The sequence below is a fragment of the Pseudodesulfovibrio karagichevae genome (genome assembly GCF_041414475.1).
GTDB classification, from domain to species: domain Bacteria; phylum Desulfobacterota; class Desulfovibrionia; order Desulfovibrionales; family Desulfovibrionaceae; genus Pseudodesulfovibrio; species Pseudodesulfovibrio karagichevae.
Map to the genome: position 1 here is coordinate 61,454 of NZ_JBGLYH010000007.1, position 16,940 is coordinate 78,393.

At 55.8% G+C, this 16,940-nt stretch carries 13 protein-coding genes; 7 read left to right on the forward strand and 6 right to left on the reverse strand.

The features are described from left to right. Nucleotides 1–19 precede the first annotated feature (19 nt). Genes AB6M95_RS04370 through AB6M95_RS04380 form a run of 3 tightly spaced genes read left to right on the forward strand, consistent with a single transcriptional unit; the run spans nt 20 to nt 5,115 of the window. The gene (locus tag AB6M95_RS04370) at nt 20–1,156 is read left to right on the forward strand and encodes a class II glutamine amidotransferase domain-containing protein (RefSeq protein WP_371385516.1); all 1,137 of its coding nucleotides are present in this window, start codon (nt 20–22) and stop codon (nt 1,154–1,156) included. Next, a complete protein-coding gene (locus tag AB6M95_RS04375; protein WP_371385517.1) occupies nt 1,120–2,754 on the forward strand; it encodes a glutamate synthase-related protein in 1,635 nt (544 codons plus the stop codon). The genes AB6M95_RS04370 and AB6M95_RS04375 overlap by 37 nt, the downstream gene beginning before the upstream one ends. A gap of 30 nt (nt 2,755–2,784) precedes the next feature. After that, entirely contained in the window at nt 2,785–5,115 is a 2,331-nt protein-coding gene (locus AB6M95_RS04380; protein ID WP_371385518.1) for an FAD-dependent oxidoreductase, read from the forward strand. Nucleotides 5,116–5,458: 343 nt separating this feature from the next. On the opposite strand, the gene AB6M95_RS04385 is transcribed toward AB6M95_RS04380, so the two are convergent. The 4 genes from AB6M95_RS04385 to modA form a co-directional block, all read right to left on the reverse strand. Next, nucleotides 5,459–6,058, reverse strand: a complete 600-nt coding sequence (locus tag AB6M95_RS04385; RefSeq protein WP_371385519.1) for a DUF922 domain-containing protein — start codon at nt 6,056–6,058, stop codon at nt 5,459–5,461. A 175-nt stretch (nt 6,059–6,233) separates the two neighbouring features. Next, nucleotides 6,234–6,959, reverse strand: a complete 726-nt coding sequence (locus tag AB6M95_RS04390) for a Rossmann-like domain-containing protein (protein ID WP_371385520.1) — start codon at nt 6,957–6,959, stop codon at nt 6,234–6,236. 8 nt (nt 6,960–6,967) lie between these two features. Further along, complete coding sequence (locus AB6M95_RS04395; RefSeq protein ID WP_371385521.1) at nt 6,968–7,636, reverse strand: molybdate ABC transporter permease subunit; 669 nt, start codon at nt 7,634–7,636, stop codon at nt 6,968–6,970. A gap of 3 nt (nt 7,637–7,639) precedes the next feature. Next, on the reverse strand, nt 7,640–8,374 hold the full coding sequence (gene modA, locus AB6M95_RS04400) for a molybdate ABC transporter substrate-binding protein (RefSeq protein ID WP_371385522.1): 735 nt from the start codon (nt 8,372–8,374) through the stop codon (nt 7,640–7,642). Nucleotides 8,375–8,531: 157 nt separating this feature from the next. Between modA and AB6M95_RS04405 the strand changes: the two genes are divergently transcribed. After that, nucleotides 8,532–9,593: a TOBE domain-containing protein gene (locus AB6M95_RS04405; RefSeq protein ID WP_371385523.1), complete on the forward strand. Its 1,062-nt coding sequence runs from the start codon at nt 8,532–8,534 to the stop codon at nt 9,591–9,593. A 254-nt stretch (nt 9,594–9,847) separates the two neighbouring features. On the opposite strand, the gene AB6M95_RS04410 is transcribed toward AB6M95_RS04405, so the two are convergent. Then, complete coding sequence (locus AB6M95_RS04410) at nt 9,848–11,602, reverse strand: ATP-binding protein (RefSeq protein WP_371385524.1); 1,755 nt, start codon at nt 11,600–11,602, stop codon at nt 9,848–9,850. 62 nt (nt 11,603–11,664) lie between these two features. Further along, nucleotides 11,665–12,813 (reverse strand): DNA cytosine methyltransferase, encoded by a 1,149-nt coding sequence (locus AB6M95_RS04415; RefSeq protein ID WP_371385525.1) that lies wholly within the window; start codon nt 12,811–12,813, stop codon nt 11,665–11,667. 452 nt (nt 12,814–13,265) lie between these two features. Between AB6M95_RS04415 and AB6M95_RS04420 the strand changes: the two genes are divergently transcribed. The 3 genes from AB6M95_RS04420 (at nt 13,266) to AB6M95_RS04430 (ending at nt 16,887) form a co-directional block, all read left to right on the forward strand. Beyond that, complete coding sequence (locus AB6M95_RS04420) at nt 13,266–13,496, forward strand: helix-turn-helix transcriptional regulator (RefSeq protein ID WP_371385526.1); 231 nt, start codon at nt 13,266–13,268, stop codon at nt 13,494–13,496. Nucleotides 13,497–13,498: 2 nt separating this feature from the next. Continuing rightward, a complete protein-coding gene (locus AB6M95_RS04425) occupies nt 13,499–14,413 on the forward strand; it encodes a hypothetical protein (RefSeq protein WP_371385527.1) in 915 nt (304 codons plus the stop codon). 341 nt (nt 14,414–14,754) lie between these two features. Beyond that, the gene (locus AB6M95_RS04430) at nt 14,755–16,887 is read left to right on the forward strand and encodes a relaxase/mobilization nuclease domain-containing protein (protein ID WP_371385528.1); all 2,133 of its coding nucleotides are present in this window, start codon (nt 14,755–14,757) and stop codon (nt 16,885–16,887) included. Nucleotides 16,888–16,940 lie beyond the last annotated feature (53 nt).

A 16,940-nucleotide genomic window follows, 5' to 3' on the forward strand; every position in this document is an offset into this window, starting at 1 on the left:
TGCGGAGTGAATCGAGACCATGTGCCGTTTGTTTGCGCTTACAAGCCGTGACCCGGTGTCACCCATGCGCGCCATCGATGCCCTCAACGTCATGAAGGAAGGGCACGACGGCTCCGGCGTGGGACTGTTCCTAAGCGGTCTGGGAGGACCGTGGGAGGAACTCAAGGAATATCCCATACTGTCCGGCATCTTCACCGATGCGGGGCTGGCACGGATGTCCGAATACATGACGAAGAACGGATTCCAGTCCAAGTATTCGGCGACGTTCAAGCCGGACGTCGAGCCTCCGGTCGGGACGCCCAAGCGGGGTACCTACGCCTCCATCGCCTTCCGGATTCCCGACGAGTGGAAGGGCATGACCCGGGAGCAGACGGACCGCAATCTGGTCCAGATGCGTCTGGACCTCCGGGCCATGGGCGAGGTCGATGGCGACATCATGGTCTTCTCGTTCTGGCCCGACACCATCATGATAAAGGAAGTGGGCGACCCCATGGCCATCGCCGAGTACCTCAAGCTCGACCGCGAGGAACTCTACGCCCGCCACATTCTGGCCCAGGGCAGGCAGAACACCAACTACGCCATCAACCTGTACGCCTGCCATCCGTTCTTCATCGAGGGCATCTCGACCATGACCAACGGCGAGAACACCGCCTTCGTGCCCATCCGCGAATACCTTATGTCGCGCGGAGTCACCGGCTACCAGGGCTACCAGTCCGATTCCGAGGTGTTTACGCACATCGCCCATTACACCACCAAGCGGCTGGGCCTGGACATCAGCTCTTACAAGCACATCATCACGCCCATGAACGACGACGAGATGCGCGACCACCCGGACCGGGAATTCCTGTCCGACCTCAAGCGCGCCTGCCGCAAGCTGATCATCGACGGCCCCAACTGCGTCATCGGCTGTTTGCCCGACGGCTCCATGTTCATGGCCCAGGACCGCAAGAAGTTCCGTCCCGGCGTGGTCGGCGGCAATCCCGAGCTCGGCATCTACGGATTCTCCTCCGAGATTTGCGGGCTCAACGCCGCCATCCCCGAACGTGACCGGACCAAGGATTTTCAACCCATGCATCTCGACACGGCGATCGTCGGACCCGATTGCCGGGAGGTTCTCCAATGCTCGCAGAAAGACCCATTACGCCAGCAACTTTAAGCCGCAAGGACCTGCCCTGGCAGATCAAGTGGGACATCAACACCTGCACCAAGTGCGGCCGGTGTACCTCCGTCTGTCCGGTCAACGCCATTGAACTGGGCGTGTTCCGCAAGCGGGACGTCAAGCCGCCCATGGGGCTGTCGGCCAAGCCGACTACGGAATTCTCCACCTTCTACGGCATTCGCCAGCGGACCGACCCGGCCTACGCCTGCATCGGCTGCGCCATGTGCAACATGGTCTGCCCGAACAACGCCATCGAGCCGAACCGCCAGTACGACTCCACCACGCTCCAGTTCCAGAACAACCGGGGCGGCCAGCCCAGGACGCGCGGCGGCCGCAGGAACAATTCCGAGTCCCTGCTGGACCAGATCAAGTTCATCCGCATCTCCATGCTCACCGACCCGGCGCTCGACGCGGGCCGCCACGAGTTCGACGTGCGCACGCTGCTCGGCCGGGTGCTCTCGCCCGAGGCCGAGATCAAGTGTTTCCATGAGAACGGCTGGAAGCCGCCGGTCCGGGAGATCTATCCCCTGGTCATCGGCGGCATGTCCTTCGGCGCGCTCTCCCCGAACATGTGGGAAGGGTTGCAGATGGGCGTGGCCTACCTGAACGAGGAAATGAACATGCCGGTGCGCATCTGCACGGGCGAGGGCGGCTGTCCGCCGCGCCTGCTGCGCTCCCGCTTCCTCAAGTACGTCATCCTGCAGATCGCCTCGGGCTACTTCGGCTGGGACGAGATCATCCACGCCATCCCGGATATGAAGGAAGACCCTTGCGCCATCGAGATCAAGTACGGCCAGGGCGCCAAGCCCGGCGACGGCGGCCTGCTCATGTGGTACAAGGTCAACAAGCTCATCGCGGCCATTCGCGGCGTGCCGGCCGGCGTCTCCCTGCCCAGCCCCCCGACCCATCAGACCAAGTACTCCATCGAGGAGGCCGTGGCCAAGATGATCCAGTCCATGTCCATGGCCTGGGGCTTCCGCGTGCCGGTCTACCCGAAGATCTCGGCGTCCTCCACCTCGCTTGCCGTGCTCAACAACCTGGTCCGCAACCCCTATGCGGCGGGCCTGGCCATCGACGGCGAGGACGGCGGCACGGGCGCGGCCTACAACGTGTCCATGAACCACATGGGCCATCCCATCGCCTCCAACCTGCGCGACTGCTACAAGGCGCTGTGCGTGGCCGGGGCCCAGAACGAGATCCCGCTCATCGCGGGCGGCGGCATCGGCAAGCACGGCAATCTGGCCGCCAACGCCGCGGCCCTGATCATGCTCGGGGCCTCCATGGTCCAGATCGGCAAGTACGTCATGCAGGCCGGCGCGGGCTGCCTCGGCTCCGAAAAGGACCGCTGCAACGTCTGCAACATCGGCGTCTGCCCCAAGGGCATCACCTCCCAGGACCCGAGAGTCTACCGCCGTCTCGACCCCGAAAAGGTCGCCGAACGGGTGGTCGACTTCTACCTGAGCTTCGACACGGAACTGCGCAAGGTCATCGCACCGCTCGGCCGATCCACATCCCTGCCCATCGGCATGTCCGACGCGCTCGGCATCTCGGACAAGGACGCGGCGGATCGCCTGGACATCAAGTACGTCATCTAATCGAAGCTTCAGGACATATCGGAGTACACAATGGCAAAGAAAATACAGCGCATAGACGGACACGAGAACGGTGTCCGCGTTGAATCCCGCATCCTGGAGGAACGCATCCAGGCTGCGGTCCGGCAGGGCGCGCGCCGATTGGAGATCGACGCCTGGGGCCAGCACGGCATCGGCGGCAGGCTCTGGATATCCAAGGAAGAGCCCATTTCCGTGACCATCACCGGCTCTCCCGGCCAGCGCATCGGTTCCAAGGGCTTTCCGGGCACGACCATCCAGGTCATGGGCGCGGCCTCGGACGACGTGGCCTGGCTCAACGCGGGCGCGGAGGTCATCGTCAACGGCAACGCCTCCAACGGCGCGTGCAACGCCATGGCCCAGGGCAAGGTCTTCATCGCGGGCAACATCGGCTCGCGCGGCATGACCATGACCAAGACCAACCCCCGCTTCGATCCGCCCGAGCTGTGGGTCCTGGGCTCGGTGGGCGACTATTTCGCCGAGTTCATGGCCGGCGGCACCGCCGTGGTCTGCGGCCACGAGGCCCAGAATCCCGGGAACGTGCTCGGCTACCGCCCCTGCGTGGGTATGGTCGGCGGGCGCATCTTCGTGCGCGGCCCCATCGACGGCTTCTCCCAGGCCGACGCGCTCATGGAGCCCATCGACGACGAGACCTGGGCCTGGCTGACCAATAATATCGAAGAGTTCCTCCAGAAAATCAAACGGTCCCGCCTGCTCAAGCGGCTGACCCGTCGCGAAGAGTGGCAGCTCATCCGGGCCAAGACCCCCTTCGAGAAGAAGGGCAAGGTCCGCCGCGCCATGCACGACTTCCGCGTCGGTACCTGGGATGCGGAGCTCGGCAAGGGCGGCATCATCGGCGACCTGACCAACCTGGACCGTTCGCCCATCCCGCTCGTGGTGCACGGCGACCTGCGCCGCAAGGTGCCCGTGTGGGAAAACCGCAAGTACATGGCCCCGTGCCAGGCCAGCTGTCCCACGGGCATGCCCGTGCAGAAGCGCTGGCAGCTCGTCCGCGACGGGCTGGTGGACGAGGCCGTGGACCTGGCCCTGGCCTACACGCCGTTCCCGGCCACGGTCTGCGGCTACCTCTGCCCGAACCTGTGCATGCAGGGCTGTACCCGCTCCACCCAGCAGAACATGGCCGCCGTGGACATCACCAAGCTCGGCAGGGAAGGGCACAAGTCCAAGGTCCCCGACCTGCCGCCCCTGTCCGGCAAGCGCGTGGCCGTCATCGGCGGCGGCCCGGCCGGCATCTCCGTGGCCTGGCAGATCCGCATGAAGGGCCACGAAGCCGTGGTCTTCGACATGGCCAAGACCCTGGGCGGCAAGATCGCCTCGGCCATCCCCTACAGCCGCGTGCCCAAGGAGATCGTCGAGAAGGAAGTCGAACGCGCCGCCAAGGTTATTCCCCACGTCCACCTGCAACAGCAGCTCAAGACCAAGGAATTCGAGGAACTCAAGCAGGAATACGACTTCGTCATCCTGGCCATCGGCGCCCAGAAGCCGCGCATCATCCCGGTGCCCGGCCATGAGCGCATCTACCCGGCCCTGACCTTCCTCAAGGACGCCAAGGCCGGAACCGCCAAGATCGGCAAGAAGCTGGTCATCATCGGCGCGGGCAACGTGGGCTGCGACGTGGCCACCATGGCCGCCTCCGTGGGTGCCGAGGACATCACCCTCATCGACATCCAGGAACCCGCCTCCTTCGGCAAGGAACGCAAGGAGGCCGAGGCCGTGGGCGCGCGCTTCAAGTGGCCCTGCTTCACCAAGGAGATCACCGACAAGGGCGTGCTGCTGCAATCCGGCGAACTGCTCGAGGCGGACACGGTCATCATGTCCATCGGCGACCAGCCGGACGTGGACTTCCTGCCCGACAATATCGCCTTGGACCGCGGCCACGTGGTCGTCAACGACGACTACCAGACCACGGACTCCCGCGTCTTCGCCATCGGCGACGCCGTCCGTCCGGGCCTGCTGACCCACGCCATCGGCCACGGCCGACGCGCCGCCGAGGTCATCGACGACATCTTCAACAACCGTCGTCCGCAAAGCGATACCCGCGACATGATCGACTACACGCGCATGACGCTCGAGTACTTCGACCCGCGCGTCATCGAGTTCAGCGACGCCAACCAGTGCGGCGCGGAATGCTCCAGCTGCGGCTCCTGCCGCGACTGCTACATCTGCGACACCCTCTGCCCGCAGAACGCCATCAAGCGCAACGAGCTGCCCGACGGCGGCTTCGAACGCGTGGTCGACCCGGACAAGTGCATCGCCTGCGGCTTCTGCGCCGACGCCTGCCCCTGCGGCATCTGGGACATGAAAAACCCGGCCCCCATGGAATAGGGCGCACCTGACACTAATAAAAAAGGGGCGACGGTCACGACCGTCGCCCCTTTTTTGTTCGCCTCCGGGCCTCCAGCCGTTGGGGGAGTCTTCGAGCCTTACGGATGAGGACAGCAGCGATCGGCCGGGGGAAGGAGAAGGAAAACCCTTTGAGAAGGGATTCCCCTTCCCCCGGACCCCCATCCCCGTCCTTTCCTAAACTTTTTCTATCCGCTTCGCGGGATGGGACCACATAAAAAAGCCTCCGACTCAACACTGAGTCGAAGGCCCTGCCTTACTCTTTGGAGCGATTCGGGTGCGCCAGCACCCGACAGCGGCTCTTTCCCCCGCTATCGGAAGCCGTTTAAGGATACTTCCCCATATTTCTTTGTTGTTTGAATCCGTGTTGGGTGAGGGCGTCGTAGGATGTCTGGTCCTTTTTCATCTGGTCTATGATCTTGCGGGCCTTGACCTTCACGGTGCTCTTGTAATTGTAGCAGTCGCCGGGCTGGAGTTTTTCCAGGGTGTCGTTCAGCTTGTAGGCGGCCTTGGTGGAGATTTCGCCGTGGATGAGTTCGTGTTTTTCGAGCTGGCGGTAAAACGTCCGCCACCATTTGCGGGTCTCGAAGTCCACGCTGTGCTTGAGCTTGGGGTAGAGGTAGGTCAGGCGGAGATAGATGACCACGTCCACGACCCGGCAGGTGTCGCCCCGCTGCTCGATTTTGTAGGTGGTCCGGATGTCCGTGCGGGTGTTGGCCTGGTATGTCCTGTCCCCTTCGTTCAGCGGTGAATTGCGCTTGAGGCTCGCGACGATGGCGGCCGGTTTGGTCCCGTCCACCATGTAGTATTCGGTGGACACGGAGCGCACCACGTCGGCCATGGCCGGGGCTGCCACGAGGAGCAGGGCGAAGGCCAGTGCGGCCGAAAGGAATCGCCGGAGGCGGTGGGGGTGAACTTGCTGCATGCAGGGATAATAAACATTCCTGTTTGCCACGGCAAGGACGGTCGGGGAAAAGGGCTGACAGTGAGCCGGGAAAGGCGCTGGGCGTTCAGAGAAAAGTCCGCCGCCTTGGGAAAGGGTCCTCGCGCGGCAAGCGAGAACCCTTTCCCCGCAGCCGGGGGGGGATGGAGGAGACCCCCTAGCTGCTCTGCGGACAGTAGCGATTCCAACCCATGAGGCTGGCCGCTCCGGCTATGGTCGTGCCATAGAAGAGCACGGGTTTGCCGGTGAGAAAGAGATCGATGGACGAGTTGGCCAGGGTGGTGCCGGTGACGAGCAGCAGGTCGGCCCAGTCGATGGCGTCGGCCGTGGCCTCGCCGCCCTCGACGAGCACGCCTCGCTTGGTCCGGCCTATGTTGTCCGGGTCCAGGTCCACCAGGCGGACGTCGGTTTCCGCGCTCACGGCCTGGGCCAGGGCGGGCTGGAAGCCGATGATGGTCACCCGGCCCTTGCCGTAATAGTCGTCGATGTAGCGGAACACGCCCTTGGCGCATTCGGCGGGCCCCTGGTCGCGGCAGTGGACCGTGTTGCCGGTCATCCCCAGGGAGCGGCACACGGCGTTCATGGTCGCGACGAACACGGCCCGGTTGTAGTTGCCGTCGCGGGGGAGGGCGGCGATCTGCCGCAGCGTGCCGGAGTAGTTGCCGTAGTGGTCGGTGAAGGCCTGGCCCCGCGCGCCGCGGAAGTCGGCTTCCATGAGTTTTTCCTTTCCCTTCTGGATGGGAAAGTCGTTGCCCTCGGGCGTGCCGATGGCCTCCTTCACGCTCAGGGGCGCGGCGGTCACGGTGATGGTTTCGTCGAGAAGGCCCTCCTTGGTCCAGAGGTCGAGGGCACGGTCGCACACGGTATCGAAAACGGATTTCATTGCGTCTCCTAGACGGCTGACAGTTTCTTCAGTGCGGCGAAGATGATCAGCGAGAACAGGCCGATGACCACCGCCAGGACCATGGCCCGGTCGAATTCGCCGCTGAAGACCGCGTTGTAGATTTCCAGAGACAGGGTGTTGGTCTTGCCGATGATGTTGCCGCCGAGCATGAGCGTCACCCCGACCTCGCCCAGGGAGCGGCCCAGCGCCAGGAACCAGCCTGCGGTCACGTTGCGCCGGATGTTGGGCAGGAGCACCAGCCAGAAGGTCTGCCAGTCGCTCTTTCCCAGGACCTGGGCGATCTCGCCCAGCCGCCGGACGTCGCCCTTGAGCGCCGCCTCCACCGGCTTGACCATGAGCGGCAGCCCGGACACGAAGGAGGCCAGGACCACGCCGGGGAAGTTGAAGACGATGTCCAGGGGCGCAAACCGCCCGAGCCACCCGGTCCTGCCCAGAAGCATGAGCAGGATGAATCCGGTGGCGATGGGCGGAAAGACCAGTGGCAGGGTCACCAGGAAGTCCACGGCCGAGCGCAGCACGCCCTTGCCCGAGGTCAGGTAGTAGGCGATGAGCACGCCGCCGACCAGGTGCAGCACGCCGGAAAAGGCCAGCGCCTTCATGGTGAGCCGGAGAGGGTTGATGGTCTCCGGCTGGGACAGGATGCCGACGAAGTCCATGTGCTAGAGGCCGTTCGCCCTGACGATGGCCTGGGCCTCGTCCGTCTTGACGAAGTCGAGGAACGCCTTCGCCTTGTCCTTGCTCGGGGAAGTTTCGAGTATCGCCGCGATAATGCTTATGGGCGAGTAGTCCTTTTCGTCCAGGACCACGTAGCCGCCCAGCTTGTCCGTGACGTTCAGGGCGTGGGTCAGGTTGATGAAGCCCATGTCCACCTCGTTGGTGGCCAGGTAGGAGAAAACTTGGGGCACGGTGGCCACTTCCACCAGGCGGGTCTTGATGCCCGGCAGCCTGCCGGTCTTGGTCAGGTATTCGCGGGCTGCCTTGCCGTAGATGGCCTTGCTCGTGTCGGGCATGGCGATGCGTCCGGCCTCGGGGTTGTCCAGGTCGGACACCTTGGAGAACTTGGCCCCCTTGGCGAAGGCCAGGACCAGCTTGCCCCGGCCGAGTTCGGTCTTCTCGGTCACGGGCAGGGCCGCGCGCTTGAGCAGGAACTGCTGGTCACCCAGAACGATGTCCACCTTGCCGCTTTCCTTGGCCAGGGTGGTCACGCGGCCCATGTTGCCATAGATGAGGTCCAGGGTATGGCCGGTTTTCTTTTCATAGGCCGAGTTCAGGGCGTTGACCATTTTCTTGTACCCGGCACCGGCTGCCAGGACGACGTTGCCCTCGGCCCAGGCGCTAACCGGAAGGGCGAGGATGAGGCTGAGCATGAGGGTGCAGATTCGCATGAAACGCATGGGGGGCTCCTTGTTTCTCCGTGCCGGGGCGCGGCTGGGTGTACGCTTTTCGAACGGGTTGTGTCCCGTCACATAATCCCCTATGTTCTGTGCTGTTATGTCGCAACCAAGTCACGCGAATGGATAAAAACGTGATAACCCGGCAGGTGGGCCGTTCATGCAAGAGATAAAGCGTTCGGACAAGGTCTGTCCCCGCGATTTTTTCAGCGTCTCGGATCAGGTGAGCTATCTTGAGCCGTCGCAGATGTGCGCGTTCGAAGAGTCCTTCCGCGCGTGGAAGGATTCGGCCAGGCGCATGGACAGCATCCGGGCCCGGACCAGGCTGTGGCTGCTCTTTCTGCTCGTCCGCCATACCGGGGCGCGGCTGGGTGAAATCCTCTCCCTGGACGATACCGAGGCATTCGACGCGAACGGGCCGTTCGTTCGCCTGGGCCGGGAGGACCGACCCCGCGAGGTCCCGCTGCCCGAGGAGTTCTATGCCGAGCTGACCGCCTTCCAGGAGAGCCCCATGGGCTACGGCCTGCGCGGGGAGCTCTTCCGCGTGGACCCCGGCTATTTCCGGCGCATCTGCTACGAGCGCGGCGAGGAGTGCGGCCTGGCCAAGGACCTGGTCTGTCCCAAGTCCCTGCGCAACACCCGGGCCGTGGAGATGCTGAGGAGCGGCGTGCCCATCACCATCGTCAAGGAGGTCCTGGGCCAGTCGTCCCTGGACCTGACCGCCAACTTCCAGCAGTTTTCGCCGGGCGACGTGCAGTCCATCGTGCGCACGGCCCACGAGGCCATGCGCAAGCGCACCTCGGCCCGCAACTCCTTCCTCGGCCACGTCATCCGTGTGGACACGGACCCGGTCATGGCCCAGGTGGTTCTCGAGACCCGCTCGAACATCAAGATCAGTTCGGTCATCACCATGGACTCCCTGCGCAACCTCAAGATCCAGGTCGGCAGCCCGGTGGTGGCCACGGTCAAGGCCCCGCTGGTCAACGTCCTGCGCCGGGTCGAGCACGTCTCCGGCAGCGCCCGCAACCGGCTCGAGGCCGAAATCCTCCGGGTCACCGAAACCCCGGTCCTGGCCGAAGTCCTGGGCCGCCTCCCGGACGGCACCGACGTCTGCGCCCTCATCTCCGCCCAAAGCGCCCAGGACCTGGCCCTCAAACCCGGCGACCCGGTCGAGTTCTGGTTCAAGGCCATGTCCGTGGTGTTGAACACGGTCCAGCTATAGGGAGTTTCCTGACAGGGAAAGCAAAACCGGCTCGCGCCATAAGGCTGCGAGCCGGTTTTTTGGTACCCGGGGCGGGATTTGAACCCGCACGGAGCAAGCTCCAAGGGATTTTAAGTCGCATTCTAACCCTTTTGAATAATAAGTGTTTTAGCGCAATTGCCTGAGTTTGTGTTGTTTCTTATTAGATCAGTGTGTAACCCTTTGTTTGGAGAGAGACTCTGATTGGAACAAAAATGGAACAACAAAAACAGGGGCTATGTCTCTATTAGGTGGCGAAGGATAGGCATAATCTCATCACGAATCTGCATCGCCCTCATAAGCCCGACCGTTTGAAATGGATCGTGCACCACTCCGTTTAGTATCCCTTTGTGACCAGTGGTCAGGTTCAAACTGTTAGTGAGATAGTTTGAATGATCGGGAGCCCATGACTCGCGGTTTTTGGTCATAAAGAGGAGCATCTCATCAAGTTTAGGGACCATTTTTTTCTTAAAATCACTGGATAACGTGGTCCCATTTGCTTCTCGCTCGTCTATCGCAAATTGTTTGAGTTGATCAATTTTTTTGTGTCTAATGAAGTAGTGAACCACGCTTGTTTCAAAGAGTATTCTGATCAACGCCAGACCACTGTATGTACAATCTGAGATGTTTAATGATTTAGCCTCATGAACTAGAGTGCGCTGTTTGTCGGAACAAAGAATTTCATCAACATCCGGTGGAAGTATCTCCCAAAATTGATTTTGGGCGACCCTGGTTGTTGGTGATTTATTTGTTTTTGTCCCTGTATTTTTCTTTTTTCCTTTACTTTTGTTTTTATTATTAACATTTGTTTTATTTTTACTCTTCTCTTCAGTGCTGATTGTAATTGGACTTATAGGAGAGTTTGGGTCTTTTCTTATCTTTTTTACATCGCGAGATATCTTTCTCCATTTACTCGCGAATTCTTGCATTTCTACAAGAGCTTTCTGATATGATTTGTTGTTTAGGTCTACATCGGTTTTTGTCGTAGTCCATGGGAGTTTGGATGCGTCAGGGCACACAAATCGAACGATTCCAACAAAGCCATAAAATTCAGTGTGGAATTTATTATCCCATCCCGTTTTTCTTGTTTGATCAGATAAGACTACGGCTCGGTCGTTGCACAATATTGACCAGCCGTATTCATTGGTTAACCTTTTATTTGTTTCGAGGTTGTAGCCTTCCTCTATGGTGAACCTATGATCTTCATGCTGACCAAATTCAATATGAACAGCTATCCCATCATCCGTTTTGAAGAAGAGATAGTCTCCTTTAAAAAGACCATTCTTTCGAATATGGATAGTGTGACTCTTTACGTGATCATTGTTGAATTTAATTATTAGACCTTTGTCAATAAAGTTACCGTATCTTCTTCCAATCTCTTCAACTAATTTTGTTTGTTCTGAACGGTTGGCGAATTGAAGAGATATGTCTTCAGCTAATTGGCTGACTTCAATAGTTGTACCAATTTTTCCTAGGCTTGAAAAAGAAGCTGCTGGCAGTTTCCACTCATCAGACTTTAAGTAGGCTTCAGTATCAAGTACAAGCTCAGAGCGCTCTTCACCTGTGTCAGTGCTTAACTTTGTGACTTTTCCCAGTTTGAAAAGGGCACGATTCAAGCCAACTCCAAATGTTCCGATGCCTAATTTGTGGGTAGATTGTTTGCCAAATCTAAGAACCATATTTGATAGGTCTTCGCTCTTTATCCCCCCACAATTATCAGAAAGAGCAAAGCGTTCTCCATTTAAGGTCAAATCAATTTGGAAGCCTTCATATGATTCTGGAAGGGTATGATCTGCATTGCTAGCATCTGGAAGTGTATCACCGTCGATGACGTTTGAAGCTTTTTTGAGGAGTGTATTCCTTGCTGCATCAATTGAGTTGTCAATTAAATCGAATAAGCATGCTTCTACTGTAGCGTCTTTGGTGAGTTCTCCGACGATTCGTTTTGTTGGGCTTGTGTCTACCTTGAATTCCTGTCCTTCGCTCTTCATTGGAATGTCTCCTGACGCGGTATGGAATATTTAGTATTTTGAATATGGTAGATTAATATTATTTAAGCGGCAAGTGATTTGAATGTCTTATTCTTTATCGCAGACATTATTCCCAGCGAGACCAAAGGAGAAACACTGTTGCCTATCATTCGAAAGCTGTGCCATTTGGTTCGATGGAAGGTAAACCAATCTGGGAATCCTTGGAGCCGAGCTGCTTCTCGTACCGTGATGACTCGGCCTTCAGCCGGATGAAGGGGGCGGACAGCTTGAAAGGCTCCTCTGTCGGAGCCTGTTCCTGCTCGTAAGGTGGGGCATTGACCATCCCAGGTTAGCCTATATGATTTGCTTATCGAGTCTGCCTGCCCAGGAGGAGTGGCGGCATATCTATTTGCTACTTTTGTAGTATGCCTTGTTGAGTGGGATCCTGAAACGTATCCTGCTTGTTGCATTTCAACCGCTTGCTTCCAGCCTATGCTAGTGGCTGGAGAGGCCCTCATAGCTTTTGCATATTCTGGAAGTTGGTGTCTTTTTGAATCGTAGGGCGCCCATGTAAAGCCTTCGATGCCATTTGATTTGTTTTCTTGAACTGGTGATGGAAGATCTGAAATTGCATCTTTGACAGATGTTAATTTTTGAGGGGTATGTGGGAGTATGGTGTTTTGTGATATCGGATCGGTATACTCTGAAAGATATCCAATAATCACAACTCGTTTTCTGTTTGTTGCCGCGCCGAAATTTAGCGCATTCACAATTGTTGGCTCAAGAACAGTGTATTCCGAGGGAATGACTTCAAGGGCACAGTTCAGTATTTCTCTATATTGTTCATCTAGAAGACCCTGAACGTTTTCCATTACAAATGTTTTAGGCCTGAGAAGGGCTACCTGCTTGGTGAATTGACTTAGAAGAGTGTTTCTTGGATCGCAAATATTTCGTTTCCCCATGCGACTAAAACCTTGGCATGGAGGGCCACCAATAATGCAATCTGGGCGCTGATTCCCAATAAACATACTCCAAGCCGTTGCGTCTAACTCAGCCACGTTACCCTGTACTACTTTTGTTCGTGGGAAGTTGCGCTTATATGCAGATTGAAGAGTTGGGTCGATGTCTATTGCAAAAATAGAGTCCCAACCTGCCATTTCAGCCCCAAGGGAAAAACCTCCACATCCGCTAAAAAGATCTATTAAAATTGGCTTGTTGGCGTCTGGTAACATGTGTCCTCCTTGATGATCTGAGGAGGATCTTGCCAAATTTTATGAAAAATGTCGATCGGAGAATGATGCGATCTTGAATATAGCTTGCTTGCGGCTTGTTTTCAATTTGAGCGTCAACTTCCTCGTTGTGTTCTTGGGAAGGGGCGTATTTTGATCTGACCAAAATATGCGGTTAAAAAAATATTACAGCACACCACTCATTTATTCGAATTTATTGGATATATTTTTTTATAAAATGCTTTTGGTTAGCAAATTTCAAACTATATACAGATATAGTTTGAAGATGTGAAATTTTTTGCGCTTATTGTTGTGCATAATGATGCATTTTTTCAAAATTTAACAGTATAAAATTTGAAAAATATGCCTTTATTAACTTTTTGGACTAATTAGACAAGTGCGAATAACAACGTATAATTTGTCTCAACATATACTCATAAAGACAGGGTCGTTTTATGAAAGTTGAAGATAAACTAATCAACGTTGTTGAGCTTGCTAGAATTCTTAATGTGTCCGTTCATACCATACGGACATATTGTTCGAAGTCTCCACACTTGCTTCCTCCGTCTGTAAAGATAGGTCGCTCTGTTCGTTTTAGGCTTTCTGATGTGAACGGATTCCTGGCCTCTCTTGATGCCGGCCAAATGCCAGTCAGGCGAGGCCCTGGCCGTCCTAGGAAGCGATAGAGATGAATTCTCGTCCTGCTTTTCAATTCTACCCCCGCGATTGGCTAAATGACCTCGATCTGCAGGGCTGCTCTCTTCAAGCTCAGGCCATCATGATAGCGTTCATATGTGTGACTCACGATTCGCCTGAGTATGGCGTTTTGTGGGTGGCAGGAGAAAAACGAGATCCATTTTCTGATCAAAATTTCGCGAAAAAATGTTCTAAAATATTTAGGATTACGCCGAAAAAATTTCAAAAAATACTTCGCGAATTAGTCGATTCAAATGTTTTAAAACAGGATGATGAAGGTTGCATATATTGTGCGAGAATGTTGAGAAATCAGGCTCTTAGTGAGGTGAGGAGTGCCGCTGGGAAGTGTGGTGGCAATCCATATTTGATTAAGCAAAGCACCAAGCAAAATCCACCCCCTTTAACTACAACTACTTTTTCTCCTTCTTCTTCTTCCCTTTCATCCAAAACACCACCCACAACACCTCCCTCTGTGCAAGAACAAGGTGGTTGTGGTCGTGTACTCTCTGCGGATGAAGAAGACTTCATCCGGCTCTATGCCAAGTACAACACCAAAACGAACAAGGCTGGTTTAGTCGAAACGTTAAAAAAGCGAGCCCTGCTGGGAACGCTTGATCTATCGTGTCTGGATGCTCTCCGTTCCAAAGAACGGGAAGATCTCCGCATAGAGCGAGCGAGAGAAGCGTCAATTCAGCGAGTTAAGCAGGCTGAGGCAAACCAAAAGCGAAGAGAAGTAGAGCAACAAGCCGCTGAGGCTGAGCGTCAAAAAGAGGGTCGCCGAGTAGCGGAGAAGTTCCGTGCTCAGCGACTTGCCGCTCTCGCTCAAAATGGTGAGGAGGGACCTGTAACTTCGCTATCATCACCTGTCGGCGATGATGCTCGTACGGTCCCTCCTGCGGAGAGCTGAGATGGCACGACGTGGACCTATTCCAAAGTCTGATTCTGAGCTCAGGAAGCACCAGGTCAACTGTCGATTGACCGACCTTGAGCTTCAAGCTGTTGACGCTCGCCGCGGTGGCCTTTCTCGTGGCGCATGGTTGCGCACGGCCGCTATGCAGCGACCGCCACGAATAATCCCGGAGATCAATCGCGAGGCTTGGTCGCACTTGGCCAAGGTGGCCGGCGGACTGACGTACCTCGTTGAAGTAGCTAAGGCCGGTGGAACGCCGTCAATGGATGGAGGCATGCTTTCTGAATTGCGTCAGGCTGTTTCTGATGTTCGGCGCCAGTTAATCGGGGTGAGCGGCGATGAGAGCTAATGTCGTTCGCGGAGACGGGTTTCGGGGAGCTCTAAATTACGCTCTGGCCTTGCAGAAAAACGCCATGATCGTTGGTGGAAATCTTGAGGGACAGTCTCCAAGAGAGTTGGCCAGCGAGTTTGCTGTCTCTCGTTCCCTGCGGCCTGATTGCGTCAGGCCTGTTTGGCATTGTTCCCTGTCCGCACCAGAAGCAGAGAGGCCTTCACCGGAGCAATGGGGGCAAGCTGCAAAGCTACTTTTGCACACTGCCGGTTTAAATCCTCAAAAGCATCAATACGTGGTTGTTCGGCATGGTGATGCAGTTCACGACCATGTGCACGTCTATGCTAGCCGAATCGGCCTAGATGGCTCGATATGGCATGGGCAGCATGAAGCCAGTCTTGCTCAGGACGCAACGGACAGAATTGAACGAGAATTAGGCCTTACTATCACTAGGGACCGTCAGAGCTTGCGTTTTCAACCAAAGTCGACAGTGAAGTGCTCAAAACGCGAAACAGAGATGTGGGTACGGAAAGGTGTTGAAGTCCCGCCCAAATATTTCATTGCAGCGAGCCTTGATGGTGCCTTGGAGGCAGGAGCTAAGTCCTGGGATGACCTGGCAGCAGTTTTAGAGCTTGTTGGTATCGACCTGAAGAAGAATAAGCGCGGTGCTGGCTACAGGCTCAACTATGTCGAGCCTGTGACAGGTGAAGAATGCAGCTACAAAGCTTCAGACATCGGCAAATCATATTCATTTAAGCATGTTGCATCGCAGATAGAGGAGAATATGAATGGGGAAAGTCAGAGAGATCCAGGAGAAAGCCAAGGAGAAGACTGGGGGAGATCGTCTCACCGAAATATTACAGAGCCTCGCCAGGACGAATCACCGACTGGGGGAGACTCTGACCATTGTCAGGACTCTTCCAAGTCAGTCACAGTTTCAAGTTCCTCAGCTGAAACAGGCGATCTTGTGCAGCCTAATAACAGGGGTGATCTTGATGATGGGTTCATGGGTTTGGTCCGAATTTCGGAACGATCCGTTGGAGGAAAAAGCCGCCAATTGGGACAAGATTGTCCAAAAATATCAAATAATGACGCCGGATACTCAAGCTTGGGTGCGGCAAAATCTCTTTCAGTAAAGGAGGAAGACATGGATAGAGAAGTTCTGAAAAACAAGGTTCAGGAGTCAATTGATGCAGCCCTGTTAAGACAGGAACGAGTTGAATTGATGGAATTTGCAGCAGCCCTGAAAGAGCAGGGCATAGAAGCTCGGCTTCACTACAATGAAAAGCTTAAAAAAATTATGGGATTCAGGCTTGATTTTGAGGGTGAACACTTCCAGGGGCACGAGGTTGGAATCCCCTGGCAAGAAATCCGTCAAAGGATCATTTTGCCCGAGCCTATGAAGAAGCTGGACAAGCCCACGGTTACAATCTGCGCAGCAGAGCCCGACGAGGAAGAAAACACATCAAGGTGCAGCCGCGAGGAAGCCCTAGAGGCCGCTAAAAAGCGCGTCCCTCATTTCTTTGAAGGCATCCAGATGGCAGAGGAGGAAGACGGTTGGGCTTTGTTCTCTGGTGCACATGGAGAGGTGCTGTTTTATGAACAACCTAATGGAAATACAATATACGTGAATCAAAATACATATGAGGCAGTTGCGGCATCTTTGATTTACGCAAATGAAAGGTGGGGGGACGGAAATATTATCGTGACATCTAAAAACCCCAGGACCATTCAGAAGTTTTTGCAGGCGGCTGATGAATTCGGGATTCACATTGATAATCGAGAAGAGTTGGAGACTATGATGGAGGGAGACATTCAATCCAAGCCCTCTCCGAAGGATGAACCGAGAGTTCCGTTTTCTGCCTACGCAGAAAAACTTGAGAAATTGATAGAATATGAGGGCTATGCATCGTTGGGAGACAATGAAAGAATTAAGGCGGATCTTCACGCAGAGCTGAATAAAATGGCGCAGAGGGGTGTTTTGGTAGCCCCCGAAGACATGAAAAAGCTGGCTGATAAATTGTCCGATCAGATTGGCTATCCCGAGCAAGCTGAACTTGCTGCGGATTATCTCCAGAAAATTGGCCATGAGCTAAATTTTGAAGATCAAAATAATTTTCGTCCTAAGATGGCTTGGTGATGGTCATGCCGTTAGACCAAGAAATTATGGAGTTTACGGTGAAGGCTGATTAT

Excerpts from the sequence above, each read along its gene's own strand:
- AB6M95_RS04395 (WP_371385521.1), bottom strand. The coding sequence starts at position 7,636 with ATGGACTTCGTCGGCATCCTGTCCCAGCCGGAGACCATCAACCCTCTC.
- AB6M95_RS04370 (WP_371385516.1), top strand. The coding sequence starts at position 20 with ATGTGCCGTTTGTTTGCGCTTACAAGCCGTGACCCGGTGTCACCCATG.
- AB6M95_RS04375 (WP_371385517.1), top strand. The coding sequence starts at position 1,120 with ATGCTCGCAGAAAGACCCATTACGCCAGCAACTTTAAGCCGCAAGGAC.
- modA (WP_371385522.1), bottom strand. The coding sequence starts at position 8,374 with ATGCGTTTCATGCGAATCTGCACCCTCATGCTCAGCCTCATCCTCGCC.
- AB6M95_RS04430 (WP_371385528.1), top strand. The coding sequence starts at position 14,755 with ATGAGAGCTAATGTCGTTCGCGGAGACGGGTTTCGGGGAGCTCTAAAT.
- AB6M95_RS04415 (WP_371385525.1), bottom strand. The coding sequence starts at position 12,813 with ATGTTACCAGACGCCAACAAGCCAATTTTAATAGATCTTTTTAGCGGA.
- AB6M95_RS04420 (WP_371385526.1), top strand. The coding sequence starts at position 13,266 with ATGAAAGTTGAAGATAAACTAATCAACGTTGTTGAGCTTGCTAGAATT.
- AB6M95_RS04410 (WP_371385524.1), bottom strand. The coding sequence starts at position 11,602 with ATGAAGAGCGAAGGACAGGAATTCAAGGTAGACACAAGCCCAACAAAA.
- AB6M95_RS04385 (WP_371385519.1), bottom strand. The coding sequence starts at position 6,058 with ATGCAGCAAGTTCACCCCCACCGCCTCCGGCGATTCCTTTCGGCCGCA.
- AB6M95_RS04390 (WP_371385520.1), bottom strand. The coding sequence starts at position 6,959 with ATGAAATCCGTTTTCGATACCGTGTGCGACCGTGCCCTCGACCTCTGG.
- AB6M95_RS04380 (WP_371385518.1), top strand. The coding sequence starts at position 2,785 with ATGGCAAAGAAAATACAGCGCATAGACGGACACGAGAACGGTGTCCGC.
- AB6M95_RS04405 (WP_371385523.1), top strand. The coding sequence starts at position 8,532 with ATGCAAGAGATAAAGCGTTCGGACAAGGTCTGTCCCCGCGATTTTTTC.
- AB6M95_RS04425 (WP_371385527.1), top strand. The coding sequence starts at position 13,499 with ATGAATTCTCGTCCTGCTTTTCAATTCTACCCCCGCGATTGGCTAAAT.